Here is a 15,909-nt window from a genome sequence, read left to right as displayed (position 1 = left end):
GAGAGCAGATTGCTCAGTTTCCCGAAGAGGCTCGAACCGCGAAATCGGCTCGGATTTCGGCGTTCTGAGGCGCCGTTTGAAGCCCTCTGAAGGGCCTTGTTTTGGGCTCATAGCTTTTACAAATGCGGGCAAAAAGCGGGCAAAAACGCATTTTGAGAGGTCTGACCACGGAAGAAATACCTGGTCAGAGGAAAAAAAAGAGTGTGCCCCTGGAGGGATTCGAACCCCCGACCATTCGCTTAGGACGCGCCTGCTCTTCCACTGAGCTACAGAGGCGGGCCCGTCGAGTCTACCGGCCGAGCGGGCTCCCAACGGGCGACCCGAAGCCGCCCACCGCCCAAGACCGGCGCTCAGCCGATGCGACGGAACAGGCGGGATGCCAGCACGGCACTCCCCCCGGTCGCTGCGGCGATCGCGACGAACCCGGCCGCAGTGGCCGCGGCGGTGCCCTCCGTCGAGGCATCCGCTGTCAGGTAAGCCAGCGTGAGCGCCGCGGCCGCGGCGGCGGCGGCGAGCACGAGGAGAGCCACCGTGCCGGCGACGCCGGTGCGCGGTGCCGAGGGCGCCGCCGGGCGCACCCGCGCGAGTACCGCACCGCCCAGGAAGACGTAGATCGCCACCACGAGCACCCCCGCGACGACATCGCTGGGCCGGTGCCACTGGCTCCCTACGAGGAGCGCTCCGACCGCGATGATCGCGAGCGACCCGATCCCGGCGATGAACGGCCGCAGCCGCGGGGCGCTGACGAGGAACAGCGCGAACACGGCCGACACGATCACCGTCGTATGCCCGGAGGGGAATGAGTTGTGCCACGTCCCCGTGGCCCCGTTGTCCGGCCGTGTGAGCACCTCGTGCTTGAGCAGCTGGCTCGTCAGGTTCGCCGCGGCGACGACGCACAGCGCGACGGTCGTCGCGAGCACCTGCCGGCGGATCACTCCGATGAGCACCGCGACGACGACCAGTCCCGCACTGAGCAGGGGCACGGCATCCAGCAGCGTCGACGCCTGCGCGACGAGCGCAAACTGCGCGCCCGTGCGGGCCTGCTCGTCGATCAGCTGACCCATGTAGCCCTGCACGAAGAACAGGTACGACGCAGCGAGCACCACCGCCAGCGCGGCGGCGGCGGCCACGAAGTGCCAGGCGCGGGGTGCTGCTCTCATGCTGAGATGCTCGCACGCGCACATGAAGGATCGCGCAGAACGCGCCCAGAGAATCCGACGATCGCGTGTCGTGGGCGCGCGGCACGCCTCCGAGACCGCTCAGGACGGGGGCACGACCCCGTTCGAGGTGAGCCACCACCACAGGTAAGGCGCGATGTGCGCGGAGTAGTCGACCGTGAGGTGCGTCTGGTCATAGCGGATGGGGAGGGTGCCCGCGAACGCCGGGCAGACGTCGTTCCAGCACGTGAACGGGCGGGAGTCCATGACGTGCTCTCCGCGAGCGGCGGCCATCTGCTCCATCGCCGCCTGGATGTCGGTCCACGTCTGGTTGACGCTCGTCGCGCACGCGTACGGCGATCCGACCTGCGTGTAGCAATTGCCGAGCGGCGCACCCTCGGGCGGAGCGGCGAGGAACACGACTCTGCCCGCCATGTCGTACGACGCCACCTCGGCCGCCTCCGCTCCGGCGAGATCGCTCGCCGAGAGGTCGCGCCCGTCCGCGGTCTGCGCGAGCGTGTAGGCGTTCGACACCAGGACGGCCTCGGGTCGATCGGCCGCGATCATCGCCGCGACGTCCGCCTTGCGGCCGGGGCACGCGTTCATCACGTCGGGGTCGTCGTTCTGCACGAGCACGTCCGTGAAGCGGCATCCATACAGGCCGACCGTCGTCACGCGGATCGCGCCACCGCTGTTCTGCGCCAGCTCGCGCAGCGCAGGCGCGTACGCCATCGCCGTCGAATCGCCCACCAGATACAGATGGTGAGGCGCGTCCGGAGACCCCCACGTGCAGTCCGGCGCGCTCGGAGCCGGAGAGGGAGAGAAACATGCGCGCGCCGGATTCGCCCCGGACGACTGCGCCATCACCTCATCGAGCGAGGGATGCAGCTCGGGCCAGGTCGTCGCGGCCGCGGCCGCGGCGAGGTCGCTCTGCAGCGCCGCCGTCGGATCTCCCGGAGCCGCGACCGTCGGCGGGGACTGTCCGGCCGCCGGCGACGTGTTCGGAGCGACGAGATTCTGCGCGTAGAGCACGCCGAGCAGCCCCGCCACGACCAGCGCCGCCGCGGTCAGGGTCATCTGGCTGCCGAACCGCTCGCGCCATGCGTCGATGGAGGATCTCCCGGCGTCGTCGGATGCCGGCGGGACGGGAGGCGGCGGCACCGCCCGCGCCGCTGGCGCCGGCGCCGGCGCTGGCGACACGGATGCCACGGGAGAGTCCACCGCTGGGACGGATGCCGGACGCACAGCACCCGGAAAGTACCGCGTCCCGGGCTGCCAGCCCTCCGGTCGGCGCGACAAGAACGCCGAGGGGGCGGGTTCGGACACCGTGTCAGGACGCGATGCCGCGACGAGCTGATCGATGGATGCCGATGGCGCGCTCTCCGCCGTGACGAGCCCCGTGGGCGCCGCGTCGGACGCTGAGGACGCCGCCGGCGGCGCCGCAGGCAGCCGCGCGCCCAAGAACGGCGCGTACCGCAGCGGCTGCTCGACGAGGAGGTACGAGGCGATCCCCAGCACCGCAGTGGCCGCGAGGATCACGGGCAGTGACCACGCCGATACGGGAACCACGGCGGCCGCGAAGACCACGACGGGGAAGTGCCAGAGGTAGAGCGAGTATGAGGCATCCCCGGTGAAGACGCTCACGGGATTGGTGAGGGGCAGGAGCATCGCTCGGGGTGCGACCGCGCCGCCCACGATCACGAGGACCGTCGCTCCGACGGGCAGCGCCGCCCACGGCCCGGGGAATCCAGGCCCGGACGGCTCGAGCACGAACAACGCCGCGACGATCCCGACCGTCCCCGCGAGCGCGAGCAGGCCACCCATCGCCGCGGGGAGCCGACGCGCCAGGGGCGCCGCCGCGGCGAGGAACGCGCCCACCGCAAACTCCCACGCGCGCGTCGCAGTCGAGAAGTACGCGAGCAACGGGTTCTGCGCGCTCTGCACCACCGCGATGCCGAACGACGCCACCACGACGACGGCGGAGGCCACTCCGACGAGGATCGCTGCCCGGCGCCCCGCACGAGCTGCGCGCGGCACGAGCAGGAGAAGGACGATCAGCAGGCCGGGCCAGACGAGGTAGAACTGCTCCTCCACGGACAGCGACCAGAAGTGCTGCAGCGGGGAGACCGCGGTCGTCGCGGCGAAGTAGTCACTCCCCTGCGCCGCGAATCGCCAGTTCGAGGCGAGGAGCAGTGCCGCCACACCGTCCCCGAGGATCTGGTCGGCACGGGCGCGGTGGAAGACCGCGAAGCTCGTGCCGACGACCGCGGCGATCGTGATGACGGCCGCGGGGAGCAGCCGCCGGGCTCGCCTGGCATAGAAGCGCGCCAGCGAGATCCGGCCCGCACTCCGCTGCTCGCGGAGCAGCGCACCCGTGATGACGAACCCGGAGATGACGAAGAAGACGTCGACCCCGGCGAACCCTCCGCGCGGCCACCCGGCGGCGTGCGCGCCGATCACCGCGAGCACAGCGAGGGCGCGCAGCCCTTGGATGTCTCGACGTCGGGAGGCGGTGGGAGAAGTCATGGTGTCGGGAAGCGGCATCCACTCTACGGGAGCGCTCCCAGACCCGAGTGCACCCACGAACACAGAGCTCCCGTGGAGCGCGTCCGCCGTCAGTGGAAGAGGCGCCGCCAGACGTTCGTGTCGGCGAGGTCGAGCAGCTCGTCGCCGCGCCCCGAGAGCACCGTTTTCAGCGCCCACACCGTGAAGCCCTTCATCTGCGCCGCGGTGATCGACGGCGGCATCGACAGCTCCTCGCGCGCCGTCACCACGTCGACGAGCACCGGGCCGTCAGTCGCGAGCGCACGTGTGAGCGCGTCGCGCAGCTCCGACGCCTTCTCGACGCGGATGCCGGTGATGCCGACCGACTCGGCGACGGCGGCGAACGACGGGTTCTCGAGCCCCGTCCCGAAGTTGACGATCCCGGCGGCCTTCATCTCCAGTTCGACGAAGTTCAGCGACGCGTTGTTGAAGACGACGATCTTCACCGGCAGATCGTTCTGCCGGATCGACAGCAGATCACCCATCAGCATCGCGAGCCCGCCGTCGCCGGCGAGCGCGATCACCTGACGACCCCGATCGGATGCCTGGGCGCCCAACGCCTGCGGCATCGCGTTCGCCATCGATCCGTGCAGGAACGATCCCAGCAGCCGCCGCCGTCCGTTCATCGTCAGGTAGCGCGCCGCCCAGATCACGGGGCTTCCGACGTCGGCCGTGAACACGGCATCCTCAGTCGCCAGCTCATCGAGCAGCCGTGCGACGTACTGCGGGTGCACCGGGGCCTTGCCGTCGTCGACGGCGAGCTCGTCGAGGCCCTTCCGGGTCTTGCGGTAGTGCTCGACGGATTCCTCCGCGAACGTCGCCGACCGCCCCTCGGCGATGAGCGGAAGCAGCGCCTCCGCCGTCTCGCGCGCACCCCCGACGAGCCCGAGATCGATCGGCGTCCGCCGCCCGAGCTGCTCGCCGCGGAGGTCGACCTGCACGATCTTCGCCTTCTCGGGGAAGAACTGGCGGTACGGGAAGTCGGTGCCGAGCATGAGCAGCGCGTCGCACTTCTCCATCGCGCGATACCCCGACGCGTAGCCGAGAAGCCCCGTCATCCCGACGTCGTACGGGTTCTGCCACTCGATGTGCTCTTTGCCGCGCAGGGCGTGCACGATCGGCGCCTGGAGCTTCGCGGCGAGCGCCACGACCTCGTCGTGCGCACCCGCGACGCCCGCGCCGGCGAGGATCGTCACCTTCTTCGCTCCGTTCAGGATGTCGGCGGCGGCGCGGAGGTCTGCGGCATCCGGCAGCACACTCGATCGCGTGGCACGGATCGGCGCGGTGGGCCGCCGGCTCGGCGCATCGGCGAAGAACACGTCGCCGGGCACCACCACGACGGCGACGCCGCGCTTCTCCACCGCCGTGCGCATCGCGATCTCGAGCACCCACGGCAGTTGGGCCGGGTCGGAGACGAGCTCGGTGTAGACACTGCACTCGCGGAAGAGCTCCTGCGGGTGCGTCTCCTGGAAGTACGTGCTGCCGATCTCCGCCGACGGGATGTGCGATGCGATCGCGAGCACCGGCACCCGGTTGCGGTTCGCGTCGAACAGGCCGTTGATGAAGTGCAGGTTGCCGGGGCCGCACGACCCCGCGACGACGGCGAGATCGCCCGTCAGCTCGGCATCCGCCCCCGCGGCGAAGGCCGCCGCCTCTTCATGTCGCATATGCAGCCAGCGGATGCCGCCGTCGCGGCGCAGCGCGTCGGTGAACGCGTTCAGGGAGTCGCCGGGCAGCCCCCACACCCGGTCGACGCCGGCCCGCTTGAGAGTCTCGATGAAGAAGTCCGCAACGTTCGCCATGGTTCGACGCTACGCCCGGGTCGCGGCACACGGTGCAGGGTTGACACGCCGAACCTCCGTATCCCGTGTGAGAACCGCCCGAAGGCGTGTCAGAGGTTGCGATCGGCGCGCATTCTCGGCATCGTGGCCGACTCATCCACGGAAGCACTCCACGGAAGGAGAGCACCATGCTCACACTCACCGAGAACGCCACCACCGCCGTCAAGCACCTCGTCCAGAAGCTGCCGACGGACACCGCGGGCCTGCGGATCGCGCAGGCCACGGCCCCGAATGAGGGCTACGCCGTCACCCTCGCCGACGGCCCCGAGCAGGGCGACACGGTCGTCGAGGATGCCGGGGCGCGGGTCTTCGTCGACGCGGTCTCGACCGTACAGCTCGGCGACCGCGTGCTGGACGCGCAGATCGACGACAACGGCGGAGTCGGGTTCGCCCTCGCGCAGAAGCGCTGATCCCGATACTCGAACCATGGGCGGCGCCTCGGCACACGATGCCGGGGCGCCGTCCTTCGTGGGGGTGTGATCTCGATACACCGCGGCTGCGCCGCGGCACTCGATCACCGGGTGGGTCACCGGAAGTCGCGGGAGCGGTGCCGCACCCCGATCCGCAGGTCTTCGAAGGCATCGGCGACGAGGTTTGTCACCCCCTCCGGGGAGCGCTCCAGCATGCCGCGGGCGATGAGGGCCGGGGCATCCCGCAGCACGCGCCGATACCTGTCCCACACCCCCTTCGAGCAGATCACGTTCATGAGCCCGTGCTCGTCCTCCAGGTTCAGGAATGTGATCCCGGACGCCGTCGCCGGGCGCTGGCGATGCGTGACGAGCCCCGCGACCTCGACCCGCCGCCCCACCTCGTGCGTGCGCAGGCCGCGCGCCGTGAGCACCCCCCGCGCGTCCAGCTGCGATCGGTAGTGCACGAGCGGATGATCGTCGGTCGAGATGCCCGTCGCCCAGAGATCGGCGGCGAGGATGTCGTAGCTCGACTGGTCGGGAAACAGCGGCGGCTGCACCGACACGAGCGTGCCCTCGAGGAACTCGGTACGGTCCTTCGCGGCATCCCCCGCCATCCACAGTCCCTCGCGCCGCGAGATGCCCATGCTCTCGAACGCCCCGGCGGTAGCGAGCGCCTCGACCTGCGCCTCGGTCGCGTTCGTGCGGCGGACGAGATCGCGGAGGTCGCGGTACGGGCCCTCCGCCTCGCGTGACGCGACGATCCGCTGCGCGAGCGCCTGTCCGACCCCGGTGACCGCGGCGAGGCCGAGCCGCACGGCGAACGCCCCGTCACGACGGTGCGCGGCGGACTCGTCGGGAGCGGCGGCGTCGAAGGGGGGCACGGGCGGCTGGCGGCAGTCGGTGCAGGTGGCCTTGCCCGTCGGGGCGGGTGATCTCGATACACCGCCGCTGCGCGGCGGCACTCGATCACCGAGAAGCGCCACAGGCGGCACTCGATCACCGGCAGGCCCGACAGGCCCGACAGACTCGAGCGGCTCGAGGGTCGCGTCGGCGCCGGACGCGTGGAGGTCGGGGCGCAGCACCTGCACGCCGTGCCGGCGGGCGTCGGCGGTGAGGGATGCCGGAGAGTAGAACCCCATCGGCTGCGCGCGGAGCAGCGCCGCGAGGAACGCGCCGGGATAGTGCAGCTTCAGCCAAGACGATGCGTAGACGAGCAGCGCGAACGACAGCGAGTGGCTCTCGGCGAAGCCGAAGTTCGCGAACGCCTGGATCTTCGCGTAGATGTCGTCGGCGACCTCGCCCACGAGGCCGTGGCGCTCCATCCCGGCGTAGAGCTTCTCTTTCACCGACTCGATCCGCTCGATGCCGCGCTTGGACCCCATCGCGCGGCGCAGCACATCGGCATCCTCGCCCGTGAGATCTCCCACGGCCATGCCCATCTGCATGAGCTGCTCCTGGAAGATCGGGATGCCGAGGGTGCGCTCGAGCACGGGTTTCAGCTTCTCGTGGGCATACGTCACGGTCTCGCCCTGCACCTTGCGCCGCACGTACGGATGCACCGCCCCGCCCTGGATCGGGCCGGGCCGGATCAACGCGATCTCGATCACGAGGTCGTAGAAGCGCCGCGGCTGCAACCGGGGCAGGAGCCCCATCTGTGCGCGCGACTCCACCTGGAAGACCCCGATCGAGTCCGCCCGGCAGAGCATGTCGTAGACCGCCTGCTCCTCCTTCGGGATCGCATCGAGCGACCACTCCTCCCCCGTCGCGCCCCGGATGAGGTCGAAGCAGTACTGGAGAGCTGCGAGCATGCCGAGCCCCAGCAGGTCGAACTTCACGAGCCCCATCCACGCCGCATCGTCCTTGTCCCACTGGATGACGGTGCGGTTGACCATGCGCGCGTGCTCGATCGGCACGACCTCGCCGACGGGACGCTCGGTGAGGACCATGCCGCCCGAATGGATGCCGAGGTGGCGCGGCGCCTTCATCAGCGCGCCGGCGTACTCCAGCACCCGCTCGGGGATGTCGTGGGCCCCCGGGACGAGGCCGTCCCACCGCTCGACCTGCTTCGACCAGGCATCCTGCTGCCCCGGCGAGTGGCCGAGCGCCTTCGCCATGTCGCGGATGGCGTTCTTGGGTCGGTACTGGATGACGTTCGCGACCTGCGCCGCACGCTCGCGCCCGTACGTGTCGAACACCCACTGGATGATCTCCTCACGTCGGTTCGAATCGAAGTCGACGTCGATGTCGGGCTCCTCATCGCGCATCGCGGAGAGGAACCGCTCGAACGGCAGGTTGTAGAAGATCGAGTCGATGGCCGTGATGTCGAGCAGATAGCAGACGGCGCTGTTGGCGGCCGACCCGCGCCCCTGGCACAGGATGCCTCGTTCCCGCGCTTCCTTGACGATCCCGTGCACGATGAGGAAGTACCCGGGAAAGTTCTTCTGCTCGATGACGGCGAGCTCCTTCTCGATGCGCGCACGATCGTCGTCCGACGCATCGGGGTACTTGCGCGGCACGGCATCCCACACGAGCTTCCGCAGCCACGACATCGGTGTGTGCCCCTCCGGCACGTCCGTCTTCGGCAGCGCGGGTTTGGCACGGCGGAGCGGAAACGCGAGCTCGTCGGCGAGGGTGACGGTGCGCGGGATCGCCCCGGGGTACCGCCGGAAGCGACGGGCCATCTCCGCCCCCGAGCGCAGGTGCGCGCTCGCATGCGCGGGGAGCCATCCGTCGAGTTCGTCGAGCCCGCGATTCGCTCGCACCGCGGCGACGGCCGCCGCCAGGTGCACGCGTTCGGGCACGGCGTAGTGCACGTTGTTCGTCGCGAGGACGGGCAGCCCCCGCGCCGCGGCGAGCGCGGCGAGCACGTCGTTGTCGCGCGTGTCCGCAGGGCCGCCGTGGTCGATGAGCTCGACGTTCACCGCGTCTCGGCCGAACCGCCGGACGAGTGCGTCGAGAGCGTCGCCGGCCGCTGCGGCGCCCCCGGATGCCAGGGCCTGCCGCACGGCGCCCTTGCGGCATCCGGTGAGCACGGCCCAGTGACCGTCCGCCTGCGTGGCGAGGTCATCGAGGTCGTAGCGCGGGCGCCCCTTCTCACCCCCGGCGAGCTGGGCATGCGTGATCGCGGCGGCGAGGCGGTGGTAGCCCTCCTCGCCGCGGGCGAGGACGAGCAGGTGCGTCCCGCCCGGATCGGCCGGCCCGCCGCGGGCAGGCGCCCCGGAGAACGGATCGTCCGCGAGCGACAGTTCGGCGCCGAACACCGTCTGCACGTGCAGCTGTTCGGCCGCCTCGGCGAAGCGCACGATCCCGTAGAAGCCGTCGTGGTCGGTCACGGCGAGCGCGTGCAGTCCGAGCCGTTCGGCCTCCTCGGCGAGCTCCGCGGGAGAGGACGCCCCGTCGAGGAACGAGTACGACGAATGCGCGTGCAGCTCGGCATAGGGCACGGGATCGGCGGGGCGTGGGATCGGCGGCGCCTCGTACGTCCCGCGTTTGCGTGAGAACGCCGGACCGTCGCCGCCGTCGGGCTCCTTCGCGCGCCCACTGAGGAGCCGTTCCATCTCCGACCACGTCACGGAGGGGTTGTTGAATCCCATCAGTCGTACACCCCCTCCGCCTGCCAGCTGCCCTCCTCGCACACGAGCAGCCACGCCGACTGCGCACTGTCGACGACCTGGAAGCGGTGCGCGGCCCGCGCTCGCACCGGATCCCAACCGCGCTCGGCGACCGGCCAGGGGCCCGCCCAGTGCCGGATGCCGCGCCGCGCCCCGTCGCCCGGCCCCGGCCCCGGCGCCTCGCGCCCCGACGCAGCGCGCGCCGGCGGCGTCGGCACCAGGATCCAGACGGGGTCGGCGGTGACCTCTCCCCGGGCATCCACCGCCACCATGTCCCCGTCGCGATCGAGCACCGCCACGGGGACGGGCGGGGCGAACACCGAGGTCGGCAGCAGTCCGGGCAGGCTCCCGGGCCACGGCGGCGGCGCCTGTCCCGCCGGCCCGGCTTGCCCCGCCGATCCCACCGGGTGTCGGCGCGCATCCGCCCGCACGTCCCCCCACGGCACGAGCTGCTGCCGCTCGGCGAGCCAGCGCCCCCCGCCGATCTCCGGCGTGAGGACGCCCTGGTGCCCGAGCATCGCCTGTACCCGGGAGAGCGCGTGGTGCACGCGCTCCTCGGGCCCCGAGCCGAACAGGCGCGCTGTGTGGTGCGCGGCGGCATCCACCCCTTCCGGCTCGATCCGCACGCTCGTGACCGCGCTGCGCAGCCCCGTGATGCGCCTGCCCGCAGAAGCGGCGCTCCCCTGCTCGGCGAGCTGCCATCGCACCCGGTCGACGATCGCCGCGGCGTCGAACGCGCCGGGGTGCAGCCACACCCGCTCACTGCGATCGCCGTGCTCGCCCGTGAGCACGACGCGCAGTTCGGTGCAGACGAGCCCCCGCTCCCCCAGGCGCAGAGTGAACTCCTCCGCGGGCATGCGGAGGGCGAACGCGATCTGGTCGGCGAGCGCCACGGGCGGCTCGAAGGAGATCTCGCGGTGCAGTTCGGGCGGCGGTGTCCGCGCCTGCACGGACCGGGGGTCCCGACCGGATGCCAGAGCGTACAGCCGCGCGCCGCGCGCGCCGAAGCGCTCGCTCAGCCGTTCCGGGCCGAGGGCGGCCACGGCCCCGAGAGTCTGCACGCCGAGCCGGCCGAACAGGCTCACGATGTCGTCGTCGAGCACGGCCACCGACAGCGGAGCGAGGAAGGCGGAGGCGGCGCCGGACGGCACGATCCGCAACGGGTCGGATGCCCGTGTCCCCACTCGCGCGGCCTGCTCGGCCGTGAAGGCGCCGTCCGCCACGGCGACGCGCACATCGCCGATACCCTGCGCGGCGACCGTGCCGGCGAGCACGGTCGCCGCTGCCGCCTCGCCCCCGTAGAAGCGCTCCGGCCCCCTCGCCCGCAGGGCGAGGAGCCCGGGCTGGACCACCTGGACGCCCGGGGCGGCCTCCTCGACGGCGGCGACGACGGGCGCGAACGCCCGGTGATCGCGCACCGGATCGTCCAGCACGACCTCCAGGTGCGGGCACCGCGCCTGCGCGTCGCGCCGGCGCTGGCCCCGGCGCACCCCCTCGGCACGCGCCGCCGCCGAGCAGGCCGCCACTGCGCCCTTCGCGAAGATCGCGATGGGCGCGCCCTGCGGGGGCGGGTCGTCGCCGTCCCGGAAGAGCGCGACGATCGGCCAGTCCGGCACCCACACGACGAGCGTGCGCGGCGCGGCATCCGACGGCGTCACCATCAGCCCACCGCCCGCGACAGGCCCCAGCGCGGTTCGACGCTGTGCTTCTCGGGGGCGAAGGTGGCGGAGGCTCCGGTGACGCCGGAGACGGCGCCCGCGGCATCCGGCAGGAGCACGCGGCCCGTGCGCGGAGACGGGAAGCGGCGACTGGTCACTGTGACGGTCAGCTCACGCCCGTCGAGCAGTCCGTAGCCCTCGCCGAGACCCGACCAGGACGGGTCGCCGACGTCGATCATCGCCTCGGTCTGCGGCCACGGCCCCTGCACGAGCAGCACCGCCTCCCGCTCGCGCATGCGGGCCGCCAGGCGCGCGATGTCGGCATCCTTCGCGCGCGCGGGCGGACGCACCGCGACGACCGGCAACACGTCGGCGATCGCCGCCGTGACCGCGAGCCAGCGCTGCCCGGGGTCGGGCACGAGGACGAGCCGCGACAGGTCGACCCCCGCCGCCCGAGCCGCCTCGGCACCGAGGTGCGGCATCCCCACCGCGGCGCACCACGCGCCGCTCTGCGACGGGCGGGCGAGCAGCGCGAACAGCAGCGACGTCGAGCGCCCGAGCGCGTACGAGGACCCCGGGCGCAGGCCGCCGCCGGGGAGGAGCTCGGCGAGCGCCGGCGGCACCGGCAGCACGGGCACGTCGAGGCGGCGCCCCTGCAGGCGCTCCACCTGCGCGCGCAGCGCCTGGATCGCCCCCGCGTCCGCCATGATCGTCCTCACCTCACCAGGCTAGAACTTCTGTTCTAGTACTTCAATCCGGTGAGATCGAAGATAATCACGGCATCCGACATCGCGACCGGAGCCGCCGGAGAAGCCTCGGAATCAGGCGGCGAGCGAGAGGTACGGCTCCCAGGCAGGGTCGGAGCGCTCCGTGCCCCGCACGGTCCACTGCGCGCCCCGCGGCGGCTGCGGCATCCAACGCAGCTCCCAGTTCATCTCCTGCGGCGTGCGATCGCCCTTGACGTTGTTGCAGCGCAGGCAGCAGGCGACGAGGTTCTCCCACGAATCCGCTCCCCCGCGCGAGCGCGGCAGCACGTGGTCGATCGTCGTGGCGCCGGCGCCGCAATAGGCGCAGCGGTGCGCGTCGCGCCGCAGCACCCCGCGGCGCGTGACGGGCACCCGGCGCGCCCCCGGAACCCGGACATACCGTGTCAGCACGATGACGGCGGGGCGGTCCAACGGCCCCCTCAGCCCCCAGACGGGGTTCCCGTCGATGTGCTCGATCACGGTGGCCTTCTCGTTCATGACGAGCACGAGGGCTCGTTTGAAGGAGACGATGGCGAGCGGTTCGTATCCTGCGTTCAGTACCAGTGTGCGCATGCGGCGTCCTCTCGAACGGCCCCTGACGGCTTCAGCGGGCCTCTCGGTCGACGCGCGCAGGCCCCGGGAAGGAGCGTGCGGGCACGAAAAAAGGCGCCGTCATCGAGACAGCGCCTTCGTCGCGCGGCGGATGCCGCGACTCTCGTGCACGCGATGCCGCAGGACGTAGCGACCGGAGACATTCCGGCAGAGGGCATCCATGGTGCGGATGCCTGCTCCTGCTGCGTCCATCAGCTTCCCCCTCGGCTTCTGCGAGCGTCGGGTTCAGGGTAACGCACTCAGTGGACGTTGGCCTGCAGGAAGTCCTCGGCGAAGATCCACGAGCCGTTGACGTAGATCTCCAGGTGCAGGTGCGTGCCGTACGCGAGGCCCGTGTCGCTCACCTGGCCGATGAGCTGACCGGCGCGGACCGTGTCGCCGACGGCGACCCGGCGCGAGCCGTAGAGCATGTGGGCGTACAGCGAGGTGACGCTCTGGCCGCCGATGTTGTGGGCGATCTTGATGTAGACGCCCCAGCCCGGGCCGTTCTCGTCGGAGGCGACGACGACGCCGTCGGCGATCGCGTAGATCGGCGTGCCGCGCTCGACCATGTAGTCGGTGCCCTTGTGGCCCGCGTACGGCTCGCCGAAGTTGTTGAAGTACGGCAACGGACGCACGACCGAGCCGGCCGGCGCGATCGACTCGGCGAGCGAGCCCGTGTAATCGCTCGACGTGGTGGTGGATGCCGCAGCGATGCGCGCGGCCGCGGCCGCCTTCGCGGCATCCTCGTCCTTCTTCGCCTGGATCTCCTCGGGCGTGGTCGCCGTGTAGCTGCCGCGCTCGAGCGCCGCGGGCGTCGCCTCGGAGGCGACGACGAGCGACTGGGCGTTGTCCGCGGCGACCTGCTGCAGCGTCGTGACGGCGGCCTCGGCGGGGGTGCCGCCGGTCGCGCTCAGCGCGGCGGGCACGGCCACCGTGGCGACGAGGCCGGCGACGGCGGCGACCGTCAGGAAGCTGCGCATCGGGTGCGGCTTGCCGGCCGCGCGACGAGCGGCACGGCTCTGCGGGGCGGATGCCGCGCGACGCGGTGCGGGCGACGTCGCCCGCGTGGTCGCGAGGGCGCGGACACGGCCGAGGGCCGTGCGTCGCGTGGGAGCGGGGGTCGTCGCGTCGGATTCGGGAGTCTCTCGCGACGAGTCGAACTGTTCAGCCAATGGTCCTCCGGCGCCTCTGCATGCCCTCCGGCGGAGGATTGCTGGTTCGTCGGCACTCGGTGTCGGGCACAGATGTACGGGCTTCACCGTGCGGACGACGAACCCATGAGGCAATCCGAGCGGCGGTCCGTGGCGGGCTTCTCGCCAGGTGGACTTTTCGAGGCTACCGGAAGGTAACGAATATGTCACGCGGGGTTCGCGGCGCCCAGGACTCTCCCACCAGGCGTTCAGGCTCGGGGGATGCGCCCGGGCCGGTCAGGCCTGCGGCGCGGCATCCACCAGGAAGATGTGCGAGGCGACCTCGACGGGCAGTTCGAGACCGTCGGCCTGGCCGTCCATCTGCACGAGCACGTACCCCTCGCTGAAGCGGTAGTCGCCCGTCGCTCCCGGGACGACACCCGCCTCGCGCAGCTGCGTGAGCAGCTCGGGGTCGACCTGGACCGGCTCCGCGAGGCGACGGACGGTGCCCGAGACGGGGCCGCCCGTCTCGTTCAGAAGGCGCACGAGCCCGACGACGCCGTCGTCGAACGTGCGCGCCGGGACGTCGCCCAGCTGGTCGAGACCCGGAATGGGGTTGCCGTACGGGGACTCGGTCGGGTGGCCGAGCAGCTCGATGAGGCGGCGCTCCACCTGCTCGCTCATGACGTGCTCCCACCGGCACGCCTCTTCGTGGACGAACGCCCAGTCGAGGCCGATGACGTCGGAGAGGAGCCGCTCGGCGAGGCGGTGCTTGCGCATCACGTCGACGGCCTTGTGCCGCCCCGAGTCGGTGAGCGCGAGCGAGCGGTCGTCGGTCACGACGACGAGGCCGTCGCGCTCCATGCGTCCGACCGTCTGCGACACCGTGGGACCCGAGTGACCGAGGCGCTCGGAGATGCGCGCGCGAAGGGGGACGATCCCCTCCTCCTCGAGTTCGAGGATCGTGCGCAGGTACATCTCGGTGGTGTCGATCAGATCGGTCATGGCAGGCCTCGGTGCGCGATGTCGGGGGTGAAATTCCACCCTATCCGCTCGCTCTAGAATCAGGGTCATGGCCCACGTGACGCTGCCCCGCGAGATCCTGCCCACCGACGGACGCTTCGGCTGCGGACCGTCGAAGATCCGCCCCGAGCAGCTCGCGGCCCTCGCCGGCCCCGGCGCCGTCCTCATGGGCACCTCGCACCGCCAGGCGCCCATCAAGAGCCTCGTCGGCCAGGTGCGCATGGGCCTGTCCGACATGCTGCGCCTCCCCGACGGGTACGAGATCATCGTCGGCAACGGCGGGTCGACGGCCTTCTGGGATGCCGCGTCGTTCGGCCTCATCGAGAAGCGCGCGCAGAACCTCGTGTTCGGCGAGTTCGGCGGCAAGTTCGCCGCCGCCGCGGCCGCCCCCTGGCTCGAGGCCCCCGACGTGCGCAAGGCCGAGCCGGGCACGCGCGCGAGCGCCGAGGCCGTCGCGGGCGTCGACGTCTACGCGTGGCCGCACAACGAGACCTCCACCGGCGTGTCGGCACCCATCGCCCGCGTGGCGGGCGACGACGGCGCTCTCACCGTCATCGACGCGACGAGCGCCGCGGGCGGCATCAACCTGCGCATCTCCGAGACGGACGTCTACTACTTCGCGCCGCAGAAGAACCTCGGCTCCGACGGCGGTCTGTGGTTCGCCGCGGTCTCGCCGGCGGCGATCGAGCGGATCGAGCGCGTCGCGGCATCCGGCCGTTACATCCCCGAGTTCCTGAGCCTGAAGAACGCGCTCGACAACTCGCGACTGAACCAGACGCTCAACACGCCCGCCGTCGCGACGCTGTTCCTCCTCGACAAGCAGCTCGAGTGGATCAACGGCAACGGCGGTCTCGGCTGGGCGTCGGCCCGCACCGCCGAGTCGTCTCAGGTGCTCTACGACTGGGCCGAGTCAGTGTCGTATGCCACACCGTTCGTCGCGGACCCCGCCGACCGGTCGCAGGTCGTCGTCACGATCGACTTCGACGACAGCGTGGATGCCGCGGCGGTGGCATCCAGCCTGCGTTCCAACGACATCGTGGACACCGAGCCCTACCGCAAGCTCGGCCGCAACCAGCTGCGCATCGCGACCTTCGTCTCGATCGAGCCCGACGACGTGCGCCAGCTCGTCAAGTGCATCGAGTACACGGTCGAGCACCAGCGCTGAGCCCGCGCCGGTGTGCGGCGCCGGCCGACC

The 15,909-nt window shown here is 71.5% G+C and carries 12 protein-coding genes; 2 read left to right on the top strand and 10 right to left on the bottom strand.

All coding sequences use genetic code 11. From position 1 onward, the window contains the following. Positions 1-350: 350 nt before the first annotated feature. The 3 genes from J0I43_RS16220 to poxB form a co-directional block, all read right to left on the bottom strand. Positions 351-1,160, bottom strand: a complete 810-nt coding sequence (locus J0I43_RS16220) for a phosphatase PAP2 family protein (protein ID WP_292866346.1) — start codon at positions 1,158-1,160, stop codon at positions 351-353. A gap of 99 nt (positions 1,161-1,259) precedes the next feature. Next, positions 1,260-3,701 (bottom strand): acyltransferase family protein, encoded by a 2,442-nt coding sequence (locus tag J0I43_RS16215; RefSeq protein WP_292866343.1) that lies wholly within the window; start codon positions 3,699-3,701, stop codon positions 1,260-1,262. Between the two features lie 71 nt (positions 3,702-3,772). Continuing rightward, entirely contained in the window at positions 3,773-5,503 is a 1,731-nt protein-coding gene (gene poxB, locus J0I43_RS16210) for a ubiquinone-dependent pyruvate dehydrogenase (protein WP_292866340.1), read from the bottom strand. 167 nt (positions 5,504-5,670) lie between these two features. On the opposite strand from poxB, the gene J0I43_RS16205 reads away from it, so the two are divergent. Then, complete coding sequence (locus tag J0I43_RS16205) at positions 5,671-5,952, top strand: Fe-S cluster assembly protein HesB (RefSeq protein ID WP_292866337.1); 282 nt, start codon at positions 5,671-5,673, stop codon at positions 5,950-5,952. 116 nt (positions 5,953-6,068) lie between these two features. On the opposite strand, the gene J0I43_RS16200 is transcribed toward J0I43_RS16205, so the two are convergent. The 7 genes from J0I43_RS16200 to J0I43_RS16170 form a co-directional block, all read right to left on the bottom strand. Continuing rightward, positions 6,069-9,545, bottom strand: a complete 3,477-nt coding sequence (locus J0I43_RS16200) for an error-prone DNA polymerase (RefSeq protein WP_292866334.1) — start codon at positions 9,543-9,545, stop codon at positions 6,069-6,071. Then, positions 9,545-11,224, bottom strand: coding sequence for a DNA polymerase Y family protein (locus J0I43_RS16195; RefSeq protein ID WP_292866331.1), 1,680 nt, complete (start codon positions 11,222-11,224; stop codon positions 9,545-9,547). Before J0I43_RS16195 ends, J0I43_RS16200 begins: the two co-directional genes overlap by 1 nt. Continuing rightward, positions 11,224-11,928 carry a hypothetical protein gene (locus J0I43_RS16190; protein ID WP_367267561.1) on the bottom strand — a complete coding sequence of 235 codons (705 nt, stop codon included), beginning with the start codon at positions 11,926-11,928 and terminating at the stop codon, positions 11,224-11,226. Before J0I43_RS16190 ends, J0I43_RS16195 begins: the two co-directional genes overlap by 1 nt. Positions 11,929-12,042: 114 nt before the next feature. Further along, positions 12,043-12,540 (bottom strand): HNH endonuclease, encoded by a 498-nt coding sequence (locus tag J0I43_RS16185; protein ID WP_292866325.1) that lies wholly within the window; start codon positions 12,538-12,540, stop codon positions 12,043-12,045. Positions 12,541-12,639: 99 nt separating this feature from the next. Next, on the bottom strand, positions 12,640-12,771 hold the full coding sequence (locus J0I43_RS16180) for a hypothetical protein (RefSeq protein ID WP_292866321.1): 132 nt from the start codon (positions 12,769-12,771) through the stop codon (positions 12,640-12,642). Between the two features lie 47 nt (positions 12,772-12,818). Then, positions 12,819-13,733, bottom strand: coding sequence for a peptidoglycan DD-metalloendopeptidase family protein (locus J0I43_RS16175; protein ID WP_292866318.1), 915 nt, complete (start codon positions 13,731-13,733; stop codon positions 12,819-12,821). A 255-nt stretch (positions 13,734-13,988) separates the two neighbouring features. Further along, positions 13,989-14,696, bottom strand: coding sequence for a metal-dependent transcriptional regulator (locus J0I43_RS16170; protein WP_292866315.1), 708 nt, complete (start codon positions 14,694-14,696; stop codon positions 13,989-13,991). Between the two features lie 67 nt (positions 14,697-14,763). On the opposite strand from J0I43_RS16170, the gene serC reads away from it, so the two are divergent. Then, entirely contained in the window at positions 14,764-15,879 is a 1,116-nt protein-coding gene (gene serC / locus J0I43_RS16165) for a phosphoserine transaminase (RefSeq protein ID WP_292866312.1), read from the top strand. Positions 15,880-15,909 lie beyond the last annotated feature (30 nt).

Origin of the sequence: Microbacterium sp., assembly GCF_017305435.1 — a bacterium.
Taxonomy (GTDB): domain Bacteria; phylum Actinomycetota; class Actinomycetes; order Actinomycetales; family Microbacteriaceae; genus Microbacterium.
This window is presented reverse-complemented; position numbering and strand designations above follow the sequence as displayed.

Coding starts and splice junctions, on each gene's coding strand:
- J0I43_RS16220 (WP_292866346.1), bottom strand. CDS start 1,160: ATGAGAGCAGCACCCCGCGCCTGGCACTTCGTGGCCGCCGCCGCCGCG.
- J0I43_RS16215 (WP_292866343.1), bottom strand. CDS start 3,701: ATGCCGCTTCCCGACACCATGACTTCTCCCACCGCCTCCCGACGTCGA.
- poxB (WP_292866340.1), bottom strand. CDS start 5,503: ATGGCGAACGTTGCGGACTTCTTCATCGAGACTCTCAAGCGGGCCGGC.
- J0I43_RS16205 (WP_292866337.1), top strand. CDS start 5,671: ATGCTCACACTCACCGAGAACGCCACCACCGCCGTCAAGCACCTCGTC.
- J0I43_RS16200 (WP_292866334.1), bottom strand. CDS start 9,545: ATGGGATTCAACAACCCCTCCGTGACGTGGTCGGAGATGGAACGGCTC.
- J0I43_RS16195 (WP_292866331.1), bottom strand. CDS start 11,224: ATGGTGACGCCGTCGGATGCCGCGCCGCGCACGCTCGTCGTGTGGGTG.
- J0I43_RS16190 (WP_367267561.1), bottom strand. CDS start 11,928: ATGGCGGACGCGGGGGCGATCCAGGCGCTGCGCGCGCAGGTGGAGCGC.
- J0I43_RS16185 (WP_292866325.1), bottom strand. CDS start 12,540: ATGCGCACACTGGTACTGAACGCAGGATACGAACCGCTCGCCATCGTC.
- J0I43_RS16180 (WP_292866321.1), bottom strand. CDS start 12,771: ATGGACGCAGCAGGAGCAGGCATCCGCACCATGGATGCCCTCTGCCGG.
- J0I43_RS16170 (WP_292866315.1), bottom strand. CDS start 14,696: ATGACCGATCTGATCGACACCACCGAGATGTACCTGCGCACGATCCTC.
- serC (WP_292866312.1), top strand. CDS start 14,764: ATGGCCCACGTGACGCTGCCCCGCGAGATCCTGCCCACCGACGGACGC.